The 19,852-nt window shown below is 51.5% G+C and carries 18 protein-coding genes, 1 pseudogene and 2 riboswitches; of the genes and pseudogenes, 8 read left to right on the forward strand and 11 right to left on the reverse strand.

Annotated elements, in window-relative coordinates:
• Nucleotides 1–154 precede the first annotated feature (154 nt).
• The 9 genes and pseudogenes from RDU59_03710 to surE form a co-directional block, all read right to left on the reverse strand.
• On the reverse strand, nt 155–934 hold the full coding sequence (locus RDU59_03710; GenBank protein ID MDQ7837582.1) for a hypothetical protein: 780 nt from the start codon (nt 932–934) through the stop codon (nt 155–157).
• A 66-nt stretch (nt 935–1,000) separates the two neighbouring features.
• The gene (locus RDU59_03715) at nt 1,001–2,194 is read right to left on the reverse strand and encodes an MFS transporter (protein MDQ7837583.1); all 1,194 of its coding nucleotides are present in this window, start codon (nt 2,192–2,194) and stop codon (nt 1,001–1,003) included.
• 181 nt (nt 2,195–2,375) lie between these two features.
• Nucleotides 2,376–2,795, reverse strand: a complete 420-nt coding sequence (locus tag RDU59_03720) for a universal stress protein (protein ID MDQ7837584.1) — start codon at nt 2,793–2,795, stop codon at nt 2,376–2,378.
• Nucleotides 2,788–3,933: a cation:proton antiporter gene (locus RDU59_03725; protein MDQ7837585.1), complete on the reverse strand. Its 1,146-nt coding sequence runs from the start codon at nt 3,931–3,933 to the stop codon at nt 2,788–2,790. Before RDU59_03725 ends, RDU59_03720 begins: the two co-directional genes overlap by 8 nt.
• A 66-nt stretch (nt 3,934–3,999) precedes the next feature.
• Nucleotides 4,000–4,061, reverse strand: a riboswitch (Fluoride riboswitch).
• Between the two features lie 6 nt (nt 4,062–4,067).
• Nucleotides 4,068–4,244 (reverse strand): annotated as a pseudogene (locus tag RDU59_03730) (phosphopyruvate hydratase).
• 8 nt (nt 4,245–4,252) lie between these two features.
• Entirely contained in the window at nt 4,253–4,681 is a 429-nt protein-coding gene (locus RDU59_03735) for a HEAT repeat domain-containing protein (protein ID MDQ7837586.1), read from the reverse strand.
• A gap of 216 nt (nt 4,682–4,897) precedes the next feature.
• A riboswitch (Fluoride riboswitch) is annotated at nt 4,898–4,961 on the reverse strand.
• Between the two features lie 145 nt (nt 4,962–5,106).
• Entirely contained in the window at nt 5,107–5,553 is a 447-nt protein-coding gene (locus tag RDU59_03740; protein ID MDQ7837587.1) for an Hsp20/alpha crystallin family protein, read from the reverse strand.
• A 65-nt stretch (nt 5,554–5,618) separates the two neighbouring features.
• Nucleotides 5,619–8,213, reverse strand: a complete 2,595-nt coding sequence (clpB, locus tag RDU59_03745) for an ATP-dependent chaperone ClpB (protein MDQ7837588.1) — start codon at nt 8,211–8,213, stop codon at nt 5,619–5,621.
• A 198-nt stretch (nt 8,214–8,411) separates the two neighbouring features.
• The gene (surE, locus tag RDU59_03750; GenBank protein ID MDQ7837589.1) at nt 8,412–9,185 is read right to left on the reverse strand and encodes a 5'/3'-nucleotidase SurE; all 774 of its coding nucleotides are present in this window, start codon (nt 9,183–9,185) and stop codon (nt 8,412–8,414) included.
• A gap of 384 nt (nt 9,186–9,569) precedes the next feature.
• Between surE and RDU59_03755 the strand changes: the two genes are divergently transcribed.
• The 6 genes from RDU59_03755 (at nt 9,570) to RDU59_03780 (ending at nt 16,064) form a co-directional block, all read left to right on the forward strand.
• Complete coding sequence (locus RDU59_03755) at nt 9,570–10,625, forward strand: hypothetical protein (GenBank protein MDQ7837590.1); 1,056 nt, start codon at nt 9,570–9,572, stop codon at nt 10,623–10,625.
• On the forward strand, nt 10,612–12,963 hold the full coding sequence (gene cysS / locus RDU59_03760) for a cysteine--tRNA ligase (protein ID MDQ7837591.1): 2,352 nt from the start codon (nt 10,612–10,614) through the stop codon (nt 12,961–12,963). The genes RDU59_03755 and cysS overlap by 14 nt, the downstream gene beginning before the upstream one ends.
• Nucleotides 12,964–13,147: 184 nt before the next feature.
• Nucleotides 13,148–13,519 (forward strand): GxxExxY protein, encoded by a 372-nt coding sequence (locus RDU59_03765; GenBank protein ID MDQ7837592.1) that lies wholly within the window; start codon nt 13,148–13,150, stop codon nt 13,517–13,519.
• A 143-nt stretch (nt 13,520–13,662) separates the two neighbouring features.
• Complete coding sequence (locus RDU59_03770) at nt 13,663–14,328, forward strand: nitroreductase (protein MDQ7837593.1); 666 nt, start codon at nt 13,663–13,665, stop codon at nt 14,326–14,328.
• Nucleotides 14,329–14,358: 30 nt separating this feature from the next.
• Nucleotides 14,359–15,159 (forward strand): DUF169 domain-containing protein, encoded by an 801-nt coding sequence (locus tag RDU59_03775; GenBank protein MDQ7837594.1) that lies wholly within the window; start codon nt 14,359–14,361, stop codon nt 15,157–15,159.
• Between the two features lie 5 nt (nt 15,160–15,164).
• The gene (locus tag RDU59_03780) at nt 15,165–16,064 is read left to right on the forward strand and encodes a PfkB family carbohydrate kinase (GenBank protein ID MDQ7837595.1); all 900 of its coding nucleotides are present in this window, start codon (nt 15,165–15,167) and stop codon (nt 16,062–16,064) included.
• 507 nt (nt 16,065–16,571) lie between these two features.
• Here RDU59_03780 and RDU59_03785 read toward each other — a convergent pair.
• Both RDU59_03785 and RDU59_03790 read right to left on the reverse strand, forming a co-directional pair.
• Complete coding sequence (locus tag RDU59_03785; protein MDQ7837596.1) at nt 16,572–17,195, reverse strand: class I SAM-dependent methyltransferase; 624 nt, start codon at nt 17,193–17,195, stop codon at nt 16,572–16,574.
• Between the two features lie 508 nt (nt 17,196–17,703).
• On the reverse strand, nt 17,704–17,967 hold the full coding sequence (locus RDU59_03790; GenBank protein ID MDQ7837597.1) for a hypothetical protein: 264 nt from the start codon (nt 17,965–17,967) through the stop codon (nt 17,704–17,706).
• An 81-nt stretch (nt 17,968–18,048) separates the two neighbouring features.
• On the opposite strand from RDU59_03790, the gene RDU59_03795 reads away from it, so the two are divergent.
• Nucleotides 18,049–18,633, forward strand: coding sequence for a YkgJ family cysteine cluster protein (locus RDU59_03795; protein ID MDQ7837598.1), 585 nt, complete (start codon nt 18,049–18,051; stop codon nt 18,631–18,633).
• A 271-nt stretch (nt 18,634–18,904) separates the two neighbouring features.
• The gene (locus RDU59_03800; protein MDQ7837599.1) at nt 18,905–19,702 is read left to right on the forward strand and encodes a 2-amino-3,7-dideoxy-D-threo-hept-6-ulosonate synthase; all 798 of its coding nucleotides are present in this window, start codon (nt 18,905–18,907) and stop codon (nt 19,700–19,702) included.
• Nucleotides 19,703–19,852 lie beyond the last annotated feature (150 nt).

Consider the following 19,852-nt stretch of genomic DNA (forward strand, 5'->3'; position numbering starts at 1 on the left):
AGTTAAGGAAAATAAGGTATTATTTCTAACATATCCGTTGTAATTTTCAATACAAAAAACAGCGGGATGTGGAAATAGACATATACATAGTGTTCTGGTACCAATGGAGGTACTTCGGAAAGAAGGATGGTAGAAGTTTTTCGCCATCTGCCCGTTAGGCTGACGGCGAAAAGCTAACGAGCAGCGCCAGGCCGGCCACGGTGTGCCAGGTGGCATCGAGAAAAGCTGTCGCACCGTGAATGCGGGCAAAGCCGCCACTTCCGGTTCTACAGGCCGCAATAAAAGCGCGGCAGCCTTCAGGGTCTAGGGGGGCAGCATTAAGGAGGGCCAAAGCGCGGAGACAGGTGTGGCAGTTTTCAATGTAGGATGTGGTTTCGGGCAGAAACCCAAAGCCGCCGTCGCCATTCTGACAGGCCTGAAGCCAGGCAATCAAGTTGGTTCGGTGCGGCATCCGGTTTATTTGTTTTCTATCCGCCAGATACAGGATCATCCAAAGCTCAGCCGCCGTTCTCCAGCGGGCTAGGGCAAGATCGTTGGCTATTTTTCCCGTAATGTCATTTGTGATTTTCAGGACTTCCCGTAGAATCCTGGCGCAGTAGTACCTCTCGACCAGATCCAACGGTTCCCTCAAACGGCGTTTTAGGAAAGCCGTCGTTCTATCCTCATCCACCGACATCCCGGCCAGGCGGCAGGCATAAAGGACATGAAAAGTAGTCCGCGCTGTCACCCAGTCCGTTTCCGCTATACGGGAGAGATACTCCTTGAGAGCTGTATCTTGCTGATAGGGGGTATCTCCGAGGGTTTCGAGAATACGGAGTGCATGGTAGGTGTCCTCCACTGTGGCCGGAAGGCGCGGGGTGGCTGCATAGCCTCCTGTTTCCTTCCGCCGTGCCTCGACAAAGGCCATGATTCCTTTTGTAGTATCTTCTTGCATGTTGTATGGCTTCTGAACTGTTCGTGTGTTTCTGCGGCTGGAAAGAAAAGATTTGTTTCGCGCTCTTCAGGTTGAAACTCCTTTCTTTCCAAAAATGATAAAGGCCACAAAAGCCACTGCGGCTGATACGGCAGTTACTGCACCAAAGTAGAATGTGGCTGCGGGCGAGATATGGTCCCACAACCAACCTCCTATAAAGCTTGCCGGAAACATGGCCAGGCCGATAGCCGTATTGTAAACTCCAAAGGCTGTGGCCTTGAAATCCGCCGGAATTATGGTGGTTAGAAAGGCCTTCTGAACGCCCTCGGTTAGCCCCATAAACAATCCATACAAACCGAACAGAACCCAAATGACCCTGGTATGTCCCGCGGTTGCAAAGCCGTAGTAGACGAGCGCAAACAGAAGGAATCCGGAAATTATGATCCTTTTCCTCCCGAACCTGTCCGCCGCCACACCGGCGATAACGGATGTCAGGGAATAGATCAGATTGAAAAACAGGTAAACCAGAGGGATGGTCACTGGCGGCATGCCGACTTGCTGCGCCCTCAAGATTAAAAATACATCGCTCGAATTGCCGAGGGCGAAGACAGTCACCACCAGAAGAAACCACCTGAACCTACTGTCAAAATGCTTTAACGTGAGTTTTGGTCGCTCGGAATCTCTGGGCAAACGTGATTTCTTTTCAGTTATGAAAAAGATGATCAAAAGTACCGCAAATAACCCGGGTACCATGGATAGCCAAAACACCTTGCGGTAGTCGTTCGAGAATATCCCTAGGAGGAAGAAAGCCAATCCGGGGCCTACCACTGCGCCCATGGTATCCATGGAACGGTGAAACCCAAAGGCCCGGCCCAGGAATCTCTTATCCGCCGATTCAGCGATTATGGCATCGCGTGGAGAGGTGCGCACGCCTTTGCCGAACCGGTCCATAAACCGGGAACCGAGCACCTGGTGCCATCCCCCAGCCAGCGCCACCAGTGGCCTGCTCAATGTCGATATGGCGTAGCCCGCGGCCATGAGGCCTTTACGCCTGCCGATCCTGTCCGAAAACCAGCCGGAAAAGACCTTCAAAAGGCTCGCAGTTGACTCTGCTATGCCTTCGATCAGCCCAATTAAGGACTTATTCGCCCCCAGCACGTTAGACAGGAAAAGTGGAACCAGGGGATAAATCATCTCTGAACTGACGTCCATAAAGAAACTCACCAGTCCGGTGATAAAGACGTTTTTCCCAAAGCCTAAAAACTTTCTGCCTTTTTCCAACTATCGTGTCCTGTTTTCATGGAGACCTAAAATCTCAGCGTGGCCTTAAGTCTCTTGGGGCCAAGCATGGTATTTAGCTGGTGTGTTTGGTCATGCCCAGCTGAATGTTTGCCCTTCTTTCCTGTTTTCCTGAGTTCCAGATCGACATGCTCTAATTCGCGTCGATTCGTGGCTGAATTTCCTATTTCACGACTAGGACGGAGCATGGGGCGAGGCGTACCAATCCCTGGCAGGTGCCTCCCATTACACGTTCATAGAGCGCTGAATGGCCCATGAAGCCTATCACAAGCAGGTCAACCTCTTGTTGTTTGATGAATTCCAGAATCGTTCTTACCTCATGCCCAACGACCACGTGGGAATGGAGGTCCACTCCCTCCTGTTTGGCCATTTCCCGGGCCCTGGCGATCACTTCACCATATGCGGCGTTTGCGGTCACCTTCTCCTCGACGACTTCGCTGATGGTGCCCGGATAGCGCGGCATCTCTTCCACTGATATGGTGTGAAGCTCGGCTCCGTAGCGTTTTGACAAATCGATGGCCTCTCTGAGCGCTTTGTAGGCACTCTCAGAGCCGTCCAGTCCGTGCAGAATTTTCTTATGCATTGTTGTGCTCCTCCTCAAGAGTTTCAGAATTAGGCTGGAACCATCTCTGAGCGATAATCGTAGGGACGACCGCGCTGCCGATCACGGCGGTCACAAGAATGGTGTATTGATCCTGGTCTATGATGCCGTTGGTCAGGCCGAATAGGGCGGAGATGCTGCCAAACGTCAACCCGGTGGACATCATAAGGGTCGTGTACATCCCTTCTCGCTTATTAAAGCGGAATTTCCTGGTAAGGGGCCATATTCCCACAAACTTTGTAACCATCTTGACCCCAAGCAGCACAGCGATCAGCCCGAGCGCCGAGGCCACTGTCTCGACCTTGACCAGCGACCCCGCCTTCAGAAAATAAAAAGGGGTCAGCAGCGTAAAGGTCATTACCCGCATTCGTTGAGCCAGGACTCGCTCCTTGAGAAAGAACGGTGCCAGAACCATCCCGATGAGATAGGCAGGCAGAACCGCTTCACTCCTGGCAATATTGCCCAGTCCTCCCAGCAGGAAGAGTACAAGCAGGATGAATTTGATTTCCGGCTCACTTACCCGGTTTCCGACCTTCCTGAAATACCAGGGAACGAATCTAGGCAACAGCCACATGGCCAAAGCGGTGATCACGACAAACAGCGCCAGCCAGCCGTTATAGTTGGCAAACAGGACTCCTAGAGCCAGGACGGTTCCAATGTCGTTTATGAAGCACGCCGCCAGGATGATCTTACCGATTTCCGTCTGGTTGAACCCCGTTTCTATCATCACCGCATAGACCACAGCTACTGAGGTGGTGGAGAGGGCTATACCCGCAATCTGCGCCTGCGGCCAGGGCCAGCCTGAGATGTAATGAGTATAGGCAAGGACACCGAAAAAGGGAGCAAAGAATCCTACCGCCCCGATAGTCGTACTTGGCCAGAAGTGTTTCCTGATGACAACCGGGTCGATCTCGGCACCCGCGAGGAAAGTGAGGAGAATTGCCCCAACTCCCGCCAGGTAGTTTACCCAGGAAGCCGGTGCCATACCGAGCAGGTTTCCGCCGACAGACCCAACGATAATTTCTATCAAGGCCACGGATATGGCCACTCTTATCGAGATAAGCGATGAGGCCAGGGCAAGCCCCATCCAAAGCGCAGATGTCAGCCAGATGTTTTCCACCGTTTACCAACCTCCGTATGTTGATGAACTCCCGTATTTCCAGGTCTAAAACACGGAACCCGGAAATTTTTCGCAGGAGTCATCAGCCCCAGGAGGCGTTTCTGGCGGACTCCATCGCCAATAGTCTTTTCTCGCTAACTTCTTAACGGATTTTCAAAGATAGCCGACTTGCCCAGTTCCGTTTCAATCTCCAGCAGCCGGTTATATTTGGCTATCCGTTCACTGCGGCAGGCCGACCCGGTCTTGATCTGTCCGCCTCCCATGGCCACGGCAAAATCGGCCATGAAGGCGTCTTCAGTTTCCCCGGACCGATCTGATCTTAGGATTCATGGTGATCGCCTTTCTTCTCGTTGGATAAGAAAGAATTGTATTTGGACACAGCTAATATGGCCATCACTTCGTCTCTAATCATCTTTGCCGGGTGATAGACCAAGGTACTCAGAAATGTCCTCGCCTCCGGTGTGCCGATTTCACCAAGCGCCTTTACTGCGGCTTTAGCCACGTTGTCATTTGGGGCGTTCTTGACCAAATTGATAAGCGGGTCAACGGCCCGCGCATCCTTTAGTTTGCCAAGCACACAGGCAGCGTTGATCTGAGAATTCGGTTCAGAATGATTTAGCGCCAGAATAAATTTATCAAAGTAGTCTTTCGAATTCCAGAACTCTTGGATATTAAACCCGCACGCGGGGCATCCTGTCGCGGTTTCACCAACTTCTTGCCAACATTTCGGGCAGTGGGATCGGGGCATACTCACTCCCTCCAAAAAGACAAAGGAACGCAATTAAAGGCCAAGGGGAATGTATGTTCTACGATGGTTTCCTCGGTTGGGTTCTGACCGGACGCCTTGGCTGGAAAGGCAAGGAATAAAGATCGGCAGGACACAAAAAAACTCCTCCAGACAGTTTGCCCGGAAGGAGCTTTGTCCTTGGAATCCACCAGCCAACACCCCCTACCAGAAACTCTAACTTTGGTAGGAGTCATTAGCCCTTTTTAGAGCAGTTTAGGTGGACTCCATCACCGCACCGATGAGGTTTTGTGTACTCACTTGCCCACTAACATGTTGAGGAACTTGTGTCAAGTTTTTTTCGTATTCTGAAAATGACGGGATATGGTGCCGTGGAAAAGGCAAAACAAGAGGATGCCGGGCGTGCCGTACGGCACGCCCGATAGCGGTTACTCTATATTCACTTTTATTTGTTTAGGCTTGGCTTCTTCCTGTTTAGGGACGATGATTTCCAGTATCCCATTTGAGAATCTTGCCTTGATCTTATCCGCCTCCAAACTAGCGGGCAGGGCAAAGGAACGGTTAAATACCCCGTAAGAACGCTCGATACGGTGGTAGTTTTCCTGTTTAACATCTTTCTGGAATCTCCGTTCCCCGCTCAGGACAAGGGTGTTATCCTTCATCTCCACCCGGATGTCTTCCTGATTCAAGCCAGGCAGGTCGGCCTGTATGACTATCGCCTCTGCTGTCTCATAAATATCCACCGGGGGCGCCCAACTGCCCTGGATTAATTCCTCTCTTTTTCCCGTGCGGCCCAGGCTTTCCTCGAAAAGTCGATTCATCCTATCCTGTAAAGACAATAAATCCCTGAAAGGTTCCCATTTGACAATCGGCATAAGTAAATCCTCCTTTGAGATATGTTTTATCTGACTTCTGTCTCCTGTATTCTGAATTCTGCGTCTTACGCTGCTTTCCTAAAGACGACTTCTCCCTTATTGTCAGTGTCTATCAGGATCGAATCTCCTTCCTGAAACGCCCCTTCCAGCAATTTCAGGGCGAGGCCATCCTGTATATACTTCTGGATAGCCCTCTTGAGGGGCCTGGCCCCGAAGACCGGATCGAATCCGACCTTGGCCAGGAACTCCTTGACTCCATCGGTCAGCTTGATCTTGAGGTGCCGGTCGGCGAGACGCTTCTTCAGGAGCTCGATCTGGATGTCGATAATCTTTTCCAATTGCTCCATCTCCAGGCCGTGGAAGATGATTATCTCGTCGATCCGGTTCAGAAACTCCGGCCTGAACTGCGTATGCAGGGCATCCATGACCCTTCGCACCATCTCCTCCCGGTCTTTTTCGCCCAGGTCCTGTATATACTGGCTGCCTATATTGGAGGTCATAATAATAATGGTGTTCTTGAAGTCCACGGTTCGCCCCTGACCGTCGGTCATGCGGCCGTCATCCAGTATCTGCAGGAGTGAATTAAAGACATCGGGATGGGCCTTCTCTATCTCGTCGAAGAGCAGTACGGTGTAGGGCCGGCGGCGTACCGCTTCCGTGAGATAACCTCCTTCTTCATAGCCGACGTACCCCGGAGGGGCGCCGATAAGTCTGGCCACGGAGTGTTTCTCCATAAATTCAGACATATCCAGACGCACCATGGCCTGTTCGTCGTCAAACATAAACTCGGCCAAGGCCTTGGCCAGCTCGGTCTTGCCTACACCCGTCGGTCCCATAAAGATGAAAGAGCCGATGGGGCGGTTGGGATCCTGGAGCCCGGAACGGGCCCGGCGCACAGCATTGGCTACGGCGCGGATGGCGTCTTCCTGGCCGATTACGCGCCGGCGCAGGCGGTCTTCCATGTGGATGAGCTTTTGTTTCTCGCTTTCCATCATACGGGAGACCGGTATCCCGGTCCAACGGGAAACCACCTCGGCTATGTCTTCTTCATCCACCTCTTCTTTAAGCATCTTTTTATCGGTCTGCAATTCTTCCAGTTCCTTTTTATTCGCCTCGAGTTGTTTCTCCAGATCCGGAAGCAGGCCGTAGCGAATCTCTGCGGCCCTGGTCAAGTCGCCGTTTCTTTCGGCCTGGGTCTCTTTATTTTTGGCCTCTTCAATCTTTTCCTTAATGGAGCGTATATTCTGGATAACCTCTTTTTCTCTATGCCAGTGGGCCTTCATGGCATTGCTTTTTTCACGCAAATCCGCCAGTTCCTTCTCGATCTTTTCCAATCTTTCCCTGGAGGCCGCATCTGTCTCCTTGCGCAGGGCCTCGCGTTCGATCTCAAGTTGTACGGCCTTTCTTTGCACCTCATCAATTTCGCCGGGGAGGCTGTCTATTTCGATGCGCAGCTTAGCGGCCGCCTCATCGATGAGATCAATGGCTTTGTCCGGTAAAAAGCGGTCGGTTATATACCGGTTTGATAAGGTAGCGGCTGCTACTATGGCCGAGTCCTTGATACGTACGCCATGATGAACCTCATATTTTTCTTTAAGCCCGCGCAATATAGATATGGTGTCTTCCTCGTTCGGTTCGGTGACCAGGACCGGCTGGAACCTGCGTTCCAGGGCCGCATCCTTCTCGATATGTTTTCTGTATTCATCGAGCGTGGTGGCCCCGATACAATGCAGCTCACCACGGGCCAGGGCCGGTTTGAGCATGTTTGAGGCGTCAATAGCCCCCTCGGCCGCCCCGGCGCCGACCAGGGTATGCATCTCGTCGATAAACAGGATTATCTGGCCGTGTTTCTCCTGAATCTCTTTTAATACGGCCTTCAAACGATCTTCAAACTCCCCCCGGTATTTAGCGCCGGCGACCAGGGCGCCCATGTCCAGGGTTACCACCTGTTTGTCTTTCAGGGTCTCCGGTATATCCCCGCTGACAATGCGCTGGGCCAGGCCTTCTACAATAGCGGTCTTGCCGACCCCGGGTTCACCGATAAGTACCGGGTTGTTTTTGGTCCGTCTGGAAAGCACCTGGATAACGCGGCGGATCTCTTCGTCGCGGCCTATGACCGGGTCAAGCTTACCTGACCGGGCCTGGGCCGTAAGGTCCCGGCCGTAGCGTTCCAGGGCCTGATATTTTTCCTCCGGGTTCGGATCGGTCACCCTCTGACTGCCCCGGATACTGAGAAGGGCCTGCATCACCGTCTCGCGGCTGATGCCTTTTTGCTGGAGGATATCCGCTACCGCTGAGCCTTTTGTCTCCAGCATGGCCATGAGGAGATGTTCCTGACTGACGTAGTCGTCCCGCATCTCCTCGGCTATCTTAAGGGAGCGGTCCAGCATACTTTTTAAGAGGGGCGAGATATAGGCCCCTTGAAAGCCTGCGCCGGAAACCTTGGAGAGACTTTCCAACCGTTGCTCCACCCCGGCCATAACCGCTTTCGGATCGACGCCTGTTTTTTTCAAGATAGCGGGGACAAGACCTTCCGGTTGTTCCAGAAGCGCGGCCATCAGATGTTCCGGCTCTATCTGCTGATGCCCCTTGCTTTCCGCAAGTTGCTGGGCGCTTTGTATGGCTTCCTGGGATTTTATGGTTAATTTTTCGAATCGCATAATTCCTCCACGTAACCGTTCACTATGTTTATACTCACCGCTGAGAACGCGGAGATCGCAGAGTATAAAACACAATATTCTTAAAACTTATACTATCCCTGCGTTCTCTGCGCCCTCTGCGGTAAATTATTATACGTCCCAAAAGGAATTTTCTATGCCACCAAGTTAAGCATCCGGTAAGGGCCTGTCAAGCTAGGGTCAGGACTTCAATATATCCTTTAGAATCTTTGCCTGGCGCATGCGGTTCAGTTCAGCATGGTTGGTGAGGTCGAAGTGCAGGGGCGTAATGGATATCAGGTTGCGGGAGAGGGCCCAGGTATCTATGTCTTTTCCCTCCCGGATGAAATGGGTTTCTCCTGCCTGCCAGTAATAAACATTATCTCTGGGATCCATACGTTTGTCAAAACGTTCCACGAAGCGGGAAATTCCCTGACGGGTTAATGCGATGCCGCGGATATCCTCCGCCGGGACGGCCGGTATGTTGACGTTAAGTAAGGTGGCCGAGTTCAACTCCAGTTCAGTTACGCGCCTGATGAGCTTGCGGATAAAATGAGCGGCAAAGGAAAAGTCGGGGTCTTTAAAGGTATTTAAAGATACGGCTATAGAGGGGATGCCTAATATGGCCCCTTCGGTGGCCGCAGAGACCGTACCGGAATAAAGGACATTTATCCCCACGTTAGCCCCGAGGTTAATGCCGGAAAGCACGATATCCGGAGGCGTATCCAGGATTTCATTGATGGCGATCTTTACGCAATCGGCCGGTGTTCCTGAAACAGCCAGGCCGAGGAAATTTTTATTAAGACGTATTTCACGGACGCGGAGGGGATTTAGGAGTGTGATAGCGTGTCCAACCGCACTTTGCTCACTTTCCGGGGCGACCACGGAGACCTTGTAGTGCGGAGCCAGGACGTCATAAAGGGCATGGAGTCCCTTAGCGTGTATCCCGTCATCATTGGTCAAAAGAATGTGCAAGGTAATATCCTCCAGGATTTGTGTATAATTTTAAATTCCAAAATTCAAAGTTCAAATAAAATCCAAATGACTAAATATCGTAACACGTTAGGTGTTTGAAACAGTCCTGCACTTAGAAAAGGCTGATAATCTGGAACTCAGGAACTCATAAAAAGAAAATACGAAAATCTCACCTTAATCAGGGACTCACGAATTCATGAAAGAACAGAGCAGCCAGAAGCCGAACTGCTGAAAATCAATTTCTCAATAATACTTTCCTGATTTCCTGAGTTCCAGCTTCGAACTTGGCTAAATAATAGGTGTTGAAAAAGAATCTTGTCAATGGTTATCTTTCTTGCTAAGAACTATAAGACAATTTCTTTATAGCAGGTGGTTTCTAAAAGTATGGAGAAGCAGAAAGTTAAAGGAGAACCTCTTTCCGCACTCTACTTTCCGTTTACGTATATCCGGGAAGGACTGCTTAAGAGCGTCCTCTTCTTTTTTGATAGCCTGGTCCTTTATCAGCCATCCGAATGGCAGTCATCGCCGCTTTATCCGGAGCTGGTAAGGTCCGGCCTTCTCCGTCTGGAAGTCCCCCTTCCGGCCGGTTCTGAGCTGCCGGCCCTGAAGCGAAGAGTGCGGGAGATCCTGTCCTGGGGCGATTTTGTCTTCAACTCCGGCCAGCTTGGCTATTTGAAGCATATCAAGGAGTCAGGGACTGGTGTGGAGGGGTATGGAGAGATAATGGCCGCACTCAGGGGTGAAGAGTCTATGCCGCCGGCCTTTGACGAACTTTCCGCAATCCAGCTCTTCCTGCACCTGGCGCAGGAACACGACCAGCGGGAAGACGAGACGGCGCGATTAGACTTCAAGGTCAGCATGCAGGAGAGTAAGCTGTGGTCGGAGCTTTTGATAGATGAAGAAAGGCCTTCTCGGGCCGCGCCCGCCTCCATACCCGATAGGGAGGATACCATCTCCATTGCCACCCGGCTTAAGGCCTGGTCACGTCTCTTTGAGAAAGGCTTTCATGGGGCCGGGATACCGTTCACAGACAGGTACACGGCGCTGGAGTTGTTACCGCCCAATAAACTCATTTTGACGATTCCACTCCCTGATCTGAGCGGCCGGGACTTTCCTGAGGCCTTAGAAGTCCGTGAGCAAGGCAGGGCGTTAGAGGCTGTAACTTTGATTAAGGCTTATGTAAGGCAGGCAGTTAAACGCCTTGCTACGTCTTCCCGGGCAGGGGGGGATATTAAAGACCTGGATGATGCCCATTTAAAGGGCGCGCTCCAGACACTGGGCGAAGAGAGTTCCCGCCTGAGCAACTTACCCCCGTATAACCTTTCTCTTTATATTTTCCCCGGTACCCCTACAGCAGGTCTGTTTTCAAAAGGTGTCTCTGACGAACGGAATGGGTTCATTTTCCTGCTGACGAAAGGCAGCGCTCATGAAGCCATCTAACAGGCTGGAGATCGGAAAATACGGGAATATCCTCGACCGTATCGGGCGCACCCCTCTTGCACCCATCATACGCATAAATCCTTACCGGAACGTTACCATCCTGGCCAAACTGGAGATGTTCAATCCGGGCGGGTCGATCAAGGACCGTGTGGCCCTGGCCATGATCGAGGCTGCGGAAGAGACCGGGGGGCTGAAAAAGGGGATGACCGTGCTCGAGGCCACGAGCGGCAATACCGGTATCGGCCTGGCCCTGGTAAGCGCGGTCAAGGGCTACCGTTGTATGCTGGTCATGTCTGAATCCGCCAGTATAGAAAGACGCAGGATTTTGGAGGCCTTTGGGACGGAGATAATCCTCACCCCGGCCAACCTGGGCACGGATGGGGCCATTGAGGAGGCCTATGCCCTGGCCCGCGAATATCCGGAGCGTTATTTTATGACCGACCAGTTTAATAATGAAAATAACTGGAAGGCCCATTATACAGGCACCGGGCCGGAGATCTGGGAACAGACCGGGGGGCAGGTCAGCGCCATTGTCATGGGTCTCGGGACGACCGGGACGGCTATGGGTGTTTCCCGTTATATCAAAGAGCAAAATCCGGCCGTGAAAATTATAGGCGTCGAGCCTTACTTAAAGCACAAGATTCAGGGCCTGAAGAACATGAAGGAGTCTTACAGGCCCGGCATCTTCGATAAAAACAGGCTGGATGAGATCATAAACATCCATGACGAAGAGGCCTTTGCCATGGCCCGCCGCCTGGCCAAAGAAGAGGGGCTTTTTGTCGGGATGAGTTCCGGAGCGGCTATGGCCGCGGCCCTGGAAGTCGCCCGGCGCATGGAAAAGGGGATTATTGTCACGATCTTCCCCGATGGCGGTGACCGGTATCTGAGCACCGATCTCTTTGCCAAAGAGATCAAAGTACCCTCTAAGGAGACCGCCTCCCAACTGAAGTTTTACAATACCCTGACCCGGAAAAAAGAGGTCTTTGAATCGATCATGCCGGGTAAGACAGGCATGTACTCGTGCGGCCCGACCGCGCATGAGCTCGCGCACCTGGGGATTTGCCGGCGCTTTATAGCCGCAGATTTAATCAGACGCTATCTGGAGTTCAAGGGTTACGCGGTTACCCATATCATGAACATCACGGATATAGATGACAAGACCATCCAGGGTTCCGAGCAGGCCGGACAGTCCTTAAAAGAGTTTACGGAAAGGTATATCCGGGAATTCATGCAGGATATAGACACGCTCGGCGTCTTGCGGGCCACGGTCTATCCGCGTGCTACCGAGCACGTGGAGGACATGCTGGCCATGACCAGGACCCTTCTCGAAAAGGGTTATGCCTACGAAAAACACCACTCCATTTATTACGACCTTTCCAAGTTTCCGCACTATGGACGCCTGTCGCGCATAAAGCTGGATAAGATAAGGGTCGGGACTACGGTTGACCTTGATGAGTATGAGAAAGACAACCCCATGGATTTTACCCTCCTGAAACGTTCCAGCCTGTCTGAATTGAAAAAGGGTGTTTTTTACAAGACTGAATGGGGAAATCTCAGGCCGGGCTGGCATATTGAATGCGCCGCCATGTCCCTCAAGTATCTCGGGCCGACCTTTGATGTCCATACCAGCGGGAGTGACCTGATCTTCCCGCATCATGAAAATGAGATCGCCATAGCCGAGGCCTTTACCGGCAAGGCTATGGCCAGATACTGGCTGCACAGCGCCCTGGTCATGGTAAACGGCAAGAAGATGTCCCGTTCAGCCGGTAATTTTATTACCTTGCGGGACCTGCTGGAAAAAGGATGTACCGGCCGGGAAGTTCGTTTCCTTCTTATTTCTACGCACTATCGGAAACCCCTGCGTTTTTCCTACCGGACCCTGGATGCCGCGCAGAGTTCCCTTAGGCGGCTGGATGATCTTATCCACCATCTGAATGTGCTTGTCCCCGGAGAACCGCATCCGGAGGCAGCCACGTATGTATCGACCATGGAGCAGGAATTCATCGTGGCCATGGATGACGACCTGAACGTGGCCGGGGCCCTGGCCGCTCTTTTCAACTTCATCAAAAAGATAAACCCGATTATAGATGCCCGTAACCTGGATCGTGACCAGATCGCCTACACCCTGGCTGTCCTGAAAAAGCTGGATACTGTGCTCGGAATCATGGATTTCAAGGAAGAGACACTCGATCCGGAGATTGCGGCCTTGATTGAGAAAAGAGAAGAGGCCCGCGAGAGAAAAGATTGGGTCCTGGCCGATCAGATGCGCGAACAACTCTCCGCTCATGGTATAATGGTTATCGACACGCCGCGCGGCCCCATCTGGCGGAAGAAATAGGGGGAAAGAGTTGTTCACCACAGAGGCACAGAGGGCACCGAGAGTAAGAGCATTTTAATTTGCCTGGAGATATCCGCAGATCAAATTCCGTAATAAAGGCAGATTGAAGCTCCCCGCAGCAAGCTGCGGGGAATCTCCGTATGCAAGGTAAAATGCATCGTATTCGCTCGCTATGCATGTTCAAATGGATATAAACGATCTTACCGGTGAAGTCATCAGCGCAGCTATTGAGGTTCATAAGATCCTTGGACCTGGCCTATTGGAATCTGCTTATGAGGAATGCTTGTGTCGTGAGCTTGAATTAAGACAAATTCTTTACGACAGGCAAAAGGAGCTTCCTATAGAGTACAAGGGCATCAAATTAGATTGCGGCTATCGCTTGGATGTGCTCGTGGAAAACAGGTTAGTTCTTGAATTAAAAGCCTGTGATGCTCTGCAGCCGATACACAAGGCCCAGCTTCTGACCTATCTAAAATTGACCGGTATCAAAGTAGGTCTCCTAATTAACTTTAATGTGCCTATCTTAAAGCAAGGGATAAAGCGGATGGTCAAGTGAGAGAGGAATGAAGATTTATTCACCACTGAGGCATTGAGGTCACAGTGGTTTTTTCTTTCTCCCCATGGGCAAAAACAATATCTCTGTGTTCTCTGTGACTCTGTGGTAAGAAAAAACTCTTTGCGGTAGAAAAGGAGGGACTCATGGATATAGCAGAAGCCATTCATAACCGCAGGAGCACCCGGGCTTTCCTGCCCAAACCGGTTCCAAAGACCGTGATTGAAAATATCTTGGATGCCGCCCGGTGGGCCCCCTCCTGGGGCAACACCCAGCCCTGGGAATTTCTGGTCGTGGGCGGAGAGGCCTTAGGGAAGATCGGTAAGGATTTTTGCTGCCGCCTGGCAGAGGGCGCAAAGGACAATCCCGATATTTCCATGCCGGCGGAGTGGGATGAGCCTTATAAGGGCCGCTATCAGCAGGTGGGTAGAGGGCTTTTTGATACGCTGGGTGTAGCCCGTGACGATAAGGCGGCCCGAAATGCGCACTATCAGAAGATGTATGCCTTTTTCGGCGCTCCCGCAGTCATCTTTATCCTCATGGGAGAAAATCTTGGCCACTATTCACTCTTTGACTGCGGGAGCGTCACCCAGACTATCTGCCTCCTGGCCAAGAGGGAAGGGCTGGGCACCTGCATCCTGGCCGCTGCCGTCCGCCACCCGGATATCATCCGGGCACACCTATCCGTGCCCCCCGGCAAGAAGTTCGTTATCGGCATAGCCATCGGCTATCCAGACCCGGATTTGCCGTACGACAAATTCCGGAGCAGCCGCGTGCTGCTGGGGGAGATTGTAAGTTGGGTGGACCTATAAAAGACGACGGAGTTTTTTGAGGATTGCGTTATGGCGAGAACAGATGACCTTTTTGCCCTGGCTGAAAAAGACAAACTCTCATATCAGGAAATATCAGATATATTTGAGAGACTCCTTAAGCTCGATTTCCCGCCGGTCGCGGTGAAGTTTTTCTTTGATGAAGAGGAGATGGGGCAATACAAACCGGACAGGATTCCGCTGCACCCCATAACCTTCTGTGCCTTCATCGCCGCGTCAAGGGCTTCCGGGTACGTACTGGTGGGCGGGGAAGAAAAACTCCTGTGTGCCAGCGCAAAATATGTTTTTGGCTGGAGACCGTGCGATGATAAGGAAATAGCAAGGCATATGAAGTATGCCAAAGATCGCGGGCAGGCGGAAAAATTTGCCAAGGCTAGGCCCAGGCTCCCCGAAGGGAAATTAAAAGGCTTCTTGACCTCTCCACTGGAAAAGACCCCGGTTGCCCCGGATGTTGTTCACGTTACCTGCACCCCCTTTCAGGCCTATCATATTCTAAACGATTACATGGCGGCGATGGATGTGCATCTTTTGCCTGTTACCCAGATGGTAGGCTCTGCAGTCTGCGGCGGCGATGTGATAGCCTATCAAACCGGCAGGGCCAACATGACTACCATGTGCAGCGGGAGTTACACATCGGGGAAGACGGAACGGGGAGAGGTGAATGTGGCTGTTCCCGGGGATCAGATAGAGGCGGTAGCGAAGAGGATGCTGGAAAGGACCGTTCGCAACAGGGGAGTCTCGTTCCTGCGCAAAAGGGAACCCTATCCCGGATTTGATGTCTGCGGAGGGTGTCCGATGTTGGTGTTCAAGTAACCCGAATGCGCTCCTTTCAGGTTTTTGGTCTGGGGCAGTGCTGCCTGGATTATATCGGGAAAGTGGACGCCTATCCTCCGCCGGATGTGAAGTGCGAGTTCTCCGATATGGTCGTGCAGGGCGGCGGGCCGGTGGCTACGGCCCTGGTCGCCCTGGCCCGCTGGGGCGTTTCGTGTACCTTTGCCGGTGTGGTGGGGGATGATGTATTCGGCGGCAGCATCAAGGCCTCACTGGATGCTGAAGGCGTAGATACCGGTGGTATCCTGGTCAGGAAGGGGTTTGCCTCTCAGTTCGCCTTTATTGTAGCTGAACCCGGAGTAGGGAGGCGCACGATCTTCTGGCGAAGGCCCACCGGCCCTCCTCCAAACCCTGAAGAGATCGACTACAGTCTTATCCGCAAGGCCAAAGTACTCCACACCGACGGCCTTTTTATCGAGGCCTCCCTTGCCGCTTGTAAGGCCGCCAGGGAGGCGGGAGTCCAGGTCGTCGTGGACGCCGGCTCCCTCCGCGAGGGCATGCTGGATCTCGCCCGGTTGAGCGATTATTTTCTGGCCTCTGAAACCTTTGCGAGGGCTTTGGTGGGCGCGGACAAACCGCTGGAGGCCTGCTACAGGCTGGCCGGGCTTGGCCCCCGCGTTGCCGGCGTAACCCTGGGGCCGAGAGGCTATGTGGCCCTGGCCGAGGGCGCGATCATTGAGCGGCCTGCCTATCCGGTGGAGGCCGTGGATACCACGGGCTGCGGCGATGTCTTTCACGCAGGCTTTATTTACGGCCTGATACAGGGATGGGATGTCCACAAAAGTCTTGATTTTGCCGCATGGGCCGCGGCCATGGTCAGCCTCAAACCAGGGGGAAGAGCCGGCATCCCGTCTCGAGAACAACTCAGGGAAAAAGGTTACACCTAACCCAGTAGGGTGGGCTTTGCCCACCGTCTTTGCCACACCGTACCTTCTCTATGCTTCTTTCGAGACGGGGTTGGATTCGGGGTGTCCAGCCAACATCGGGCCTTCTTGGTAAATTCAGTCTTTATCAGCGCCCAACGCAACGAATAATCAATTTCTCCATCCGGTAAACGCCAAATGCAGTGCATATGATCCGGCAGCAAGACCCAGGCTTCAATGATGAAAGGATGCGAATTGCGCACCCTTGCGGTGATTTCACGTAACAGTGCTCTCGATTCCTCCAGACAAAGAGTCGGCTGCCGTTGGTACGTAACCACCGTGAAAAAATATGTATTTCCCTTCCGTGCCCTTCGATAATTCGGCATTTAAAATATGACCCGTATCCACAACATATTGTCAGCGGTTTTGGTGGGCAAAGCCCACCCTACATGGCTGTCCCCCCCGTCCCCCTAGGTGGTGTGGGGACCGGGGGAGAGAAGCCCCCGGTTACCCGATTGTGTGATTCATTCTCTATTTTATCGCAGATACTATGATTGTACGTCCCAAAAGAATAGGCAATGAATTTAATTTCCTGACTATTTCTCTGTTGGAATCATCGATGGTTTTATATTTTTTCACCTCTCGCCGCCAAATTTTTGAACCGACTAACCTTATGGGGAGCCAAAGAATTATTGCCTTGCCAATTCCTGAGCGTTGGTATTTATCAACTACGAAATCAATTTGTTTGAAATTTAATTCGTGCAAAGCATGCATTAGATAAAAAATGGATATAGGGTTAATATGACCCGCACATGATTCTATCTTCCTGTTCTGGATGGGAAGAGGTCCCATTAGCTCGGCGAAGCCAAACCATAAATTTCGTAGCCGTGAATTTAAGTTGAGAATATTAGGTGTACTCAACACGCAAATCCCGCCTGGTTTTAGCACACGATATATTTCACGCAGAATTGCACGAAAATCCTCTAAATGCTCAATAACTTCTGTCGCTGTCACAATGTCGAACGTACTGTCTTGATATTGAAGTTCTTTTTTAGTATTTAAATCAACAAGATCTACCTTCTGACCAGGTAATTGCATGAGTTTATCAGTGTAGTCACAACATGATGCTTTTGTATTCTTCAAATGTTTTTTCAACAATTTTACCAAGTCACCAGAGCCAGAACCAATATCTAGATGCAGAAGTTCTCTCTCTCTCTCTCTCTCTCTCTCTCTCTAAAATGATTCATTATTTGATTTATTGTTGCATTGTAAATTTTTTCGGTACTCATAGTTTCCTCAATTTTTCGTTTTATTTGGTCACACAACAAATTGAACTCAGCCGCGCCGCCTGGGCGTTGCGGGAAAATCGACATCATTGCCCGGCGTTGGCTGTAGTGACGGGTGTACGCCCGGCATGGGCGTGAACTTATGGGGTGCAAATCCCCTGTACGTGAACCCTGTCCACGTGGTGATACGTTAGCAGAAGTACTAGCCGAAGGCAAGGGTGGAATCGTAAGAGACCGGCTGAAGGAAGCTGAACATCCATTATCCGGCTACGGCCCAATAGGCTTTATGAACCGCCTAGTGCGGACCCGCAGGCCAGGTGGTGTGGGGGCTGGGGGAGAGAAGCCACCGGTTACCCAATTATATGTCAGAGCAATTATTATTTTGTATGAGCAGGTGTTCGCTTCTTAGAAGGAATAATCGCAATCAATGACCGGAGCGCTTTGTTGACTGATTCCGAGTCTGAAAAATACTTTCTAACATCCGGCTCCAACATAACTGCTCCGTCTTCAAGCTTAAAATATTGGACTGAGGTAGTACCGTCCTCGTTATGAATGACTACCTTATGACCAGCACGATATGCTTTATAATATTTCCCCCGCACCGCACCTTTCATGCTTAAAAAATCGTATTCCGATTTCATATAAGTCCCTCTAACATATTTATATTCTATTTAAAATATCCTTGACAAGCTTTTTCTAGGCGTTTACTTCTTTTTGGTGAAATGATGGACATAGAGGAAAAGAAAAAGCAACTCCGGGCGTTATACGACGAGTATGAGGAAGGTGTGGCTGAGTTTAAGAAAGCAGCGGCGTGTGAGGCGGGGTGTGCGGACTGCTGCATAGGTGTGGGCGATATCGACATTACTACCTTGGAAGGGGTCATCATCCGGGAGCGGATGGATACGTTTGACAAGACGCTCCAGGCCGAAATAAAGGCCGGGCTGGCGCAGAACAAGGCGGAAAGGGAACAGAAAAAACTCTCCCGTTGCGCCTTTCTCAGGGCGGACAATACCTGTGTGATCTATGATATTCGTCCTTTCAGTTGCCGTCAGCTTTATTCGGTCAAAAGGTGCAACGGTGCACCGCCCACCATTCACCGTCAGGCGGTGAATCTGGCCAGGCAGACTGTAGATAAAATACAGCGGCTTGACTTTGGCGGGTATTCCGGGCATATCAGTTACATCCTCTATTTACTGGCTAAAGAAGACTTCAGAAAGAGGTATCTGCACGGTAAATCTGATCCCCGGAAGATAGTGGATTTTGGGCGAAGCCACGGAATAGTCATTAATCGTTTTGTCTCCGGCTGAGGCCATTTTTTTCTTGACAAAGAACGGCCCCTTAGCTATGGTCGGCTTTGTATATAAAGGGGAACCGGACGATGGGAGAAAAGGGCTGCTGTGGTGGGAGATTTTATTACTTTTGCTACTATTATACCATGGTCTGCCCATCGTCTTTGGGATAACCCTTGCAAAATCTCAAGGTCGTGGGCAGGCAAAAAGCTCACGGCCTTTTTATTTAAAGGAAAAGGCCGTGACAGAGGAATTCTTCACGGCCTTTTCTATTAAAGGAGGATAAGAGATGACTGGAAAACAGATTCGTATGGAGCGCATCTTCAACCGTAATACTAAAAAGACGGTTATTGTCCCCATGGACCATGGAGTGACGGTGGGTCCTATCGAAGGGCTTATTGACATGAAGAAGACCGTTAATGCGGTAGCCTCGGGCGGCGCCAATGCCATAGTCGTGCATAAAGGCATCGTAAGGGCCGGCCACCGTGGGGGGGGAAAAGATGTGGGTTTGATTATCCACCTCTCGGGCAGCACCACTATATCGCCGTATCCCAATGCCAAGACCATGATCTGCACTGTGGAAGAGGCCATAAAGATAGGCGCGGATGCGGTCTCCATCCAGGTCAATGTGGGGAACGGCAATGATAGTGAGATGTTGAGGGACCTCGGGCAGACGGCCCGGATCGCCAGCGAGTGGGGGATACCGCTCCTGGCCATGATGTACCCGCGGGGCGAGAAGATTAAAAATGAATATGATCCGGAGATAATCAGGCATGTGGCCAGGCTGGGAGCAGAACTGGGAGCGGATATCGTCAAATGTTCTTATACGGGCGACCCGGAGTCCTTCCGGCGGGTGGTAGAGGGGTGTCCGGTTCCCGTGGTTATTGCCGGAGGTCCAAAGATGTCTTCGGATCGGGATTTACTGACGATGGTCAGGGATGCTATAGACGCCGGGGCATCCGGTCTATCCATCGGACGCAATATCTTCCAGCATAAGAATCCGCAACACATGACGGCTACGTTGAGCCGTATGGTGCATCGCCGGTATTCAGTAGAAGAGGCCCTGGAATATTTGAGCAAGGAATAGGATTAATATTCAAGCCACAGAATCCACCGGGAAAAGACGGTTTCAACGTTTGAACGGTTTAAGCTGCTTGAACTGTTATTAGCGGGCAATTTCTCAGGCATTTCGAGGCAAACGAGGCGGTTAACTTTTGATAATACTGTCTTCGTAGGA

The organism is Thermodesulfobacteriota bacterium (assembly GCA_031082315.1).
Classification (GTDB): Bacteria; Desulfobacterota; QYQD01; order QYQD01; family QYQD01; genus QYQD01.

Excerpts from the sequence above, each read along its gene's own strand:
- RDU59_03710 (MDQ7837582.1), bottom strand. The coding sequence starts at position 934 with ATGCAAGAAGATACTACAAAAGGAATCATGGCCTTTGTCGAGGCACGG.
- RDU59_03720 (MDQ7837584.1), bottom strand. The coding sequence starts at position 2,795 with ATGCATAAGAAAATTCTGCACGGACTGGACGGCTCTGAGAGTGCCTAC.
- RDU59_03735 (MDQ7837586.1), bottom strand. The coding sequence starts at position 4,681 with ATGCCCCGATCCCACTGCCCGAAATGTTGGCAAGAAGTTGGTGAAACC.
- RDU59_03740 (MDQ7837587.1), bottom strand. The coding sequence starts at position 5,553 with ATGCCGATTGTCAAATGGGAACCTTTCAGGGATTTATTGTCTTTACAG.
- clpB (MDQ7837588.1), bottom strand. The coding sequence starts at position 8,213 with ATGCGATTCGAAAAATTAACCATAAAATCCCAGGAAGCCATACAAAGC.
- RDU59_03755 (MDQ7837590.1), top strand. The coding sequence starts at position 9,570 with ATGGAGAAGCAGAAAGTTAAAGGAGAACCTCTTTCCGCACTCTACTTT.
- cysS (MDQ7837591.1), top strand. The coding sequence starts at position 10,612 with ATGAAGCCATCTAACAGGCTGGAGATCGGAAAATACGGGAATATCCTC.
- RDU59_03765 (MDQ7837592.1), top strand. The coding sequence starts at position 13,148 with ATGGATATAAACGATCTTACCGGTGAAGTCATCAGCGCAGCTATTGAG.
- RDU59_03770 (MDQ7837593.1), top strand. The coding sequence starts at position 13,663 with ATGGATATAGCAGAAGCCATTCATAACCGCAGGAGCACCCGGGCTTTC.
- RDU59_03775 (MDQ7837594.1), top strand. The coding sequence starts at position 14,359 with ATGGCGAGAACAGATGACCTTTTTGCCCTGGCTGAAAAAGACAAACTC.
- RDU59_03780 (MDQ7837595.1), top strand. The coding sequence starts at position 15,165 with ATGCGCTCCTTTCAGGTTTTTGGTCTGGGGCAGTGCTGCCTGGATTAT.
- RDU59_03790 (MDQ7837597.1), bottom strand. The coding sequence starts at position 17,967 with ATGAAATCGGAATACGATTTTTTAAGCATGAAAGGTGCGGTGCGGGGG.
- RDU59_03795 (MDQ7837598.1), top strand. The coding sequence starts at position 18,049 with ATGATGGACATAGAGGAAAAGAAAAAGCAACTCCGGGCGTTATACGAC.
- RDU59_03800 (MDQ7837599.1), top strand. The coding sequence starts at position 18,905 with ATGACTGGAAAACAGATTCGTATGGAGCGCATCTTCAACCGTAATACT.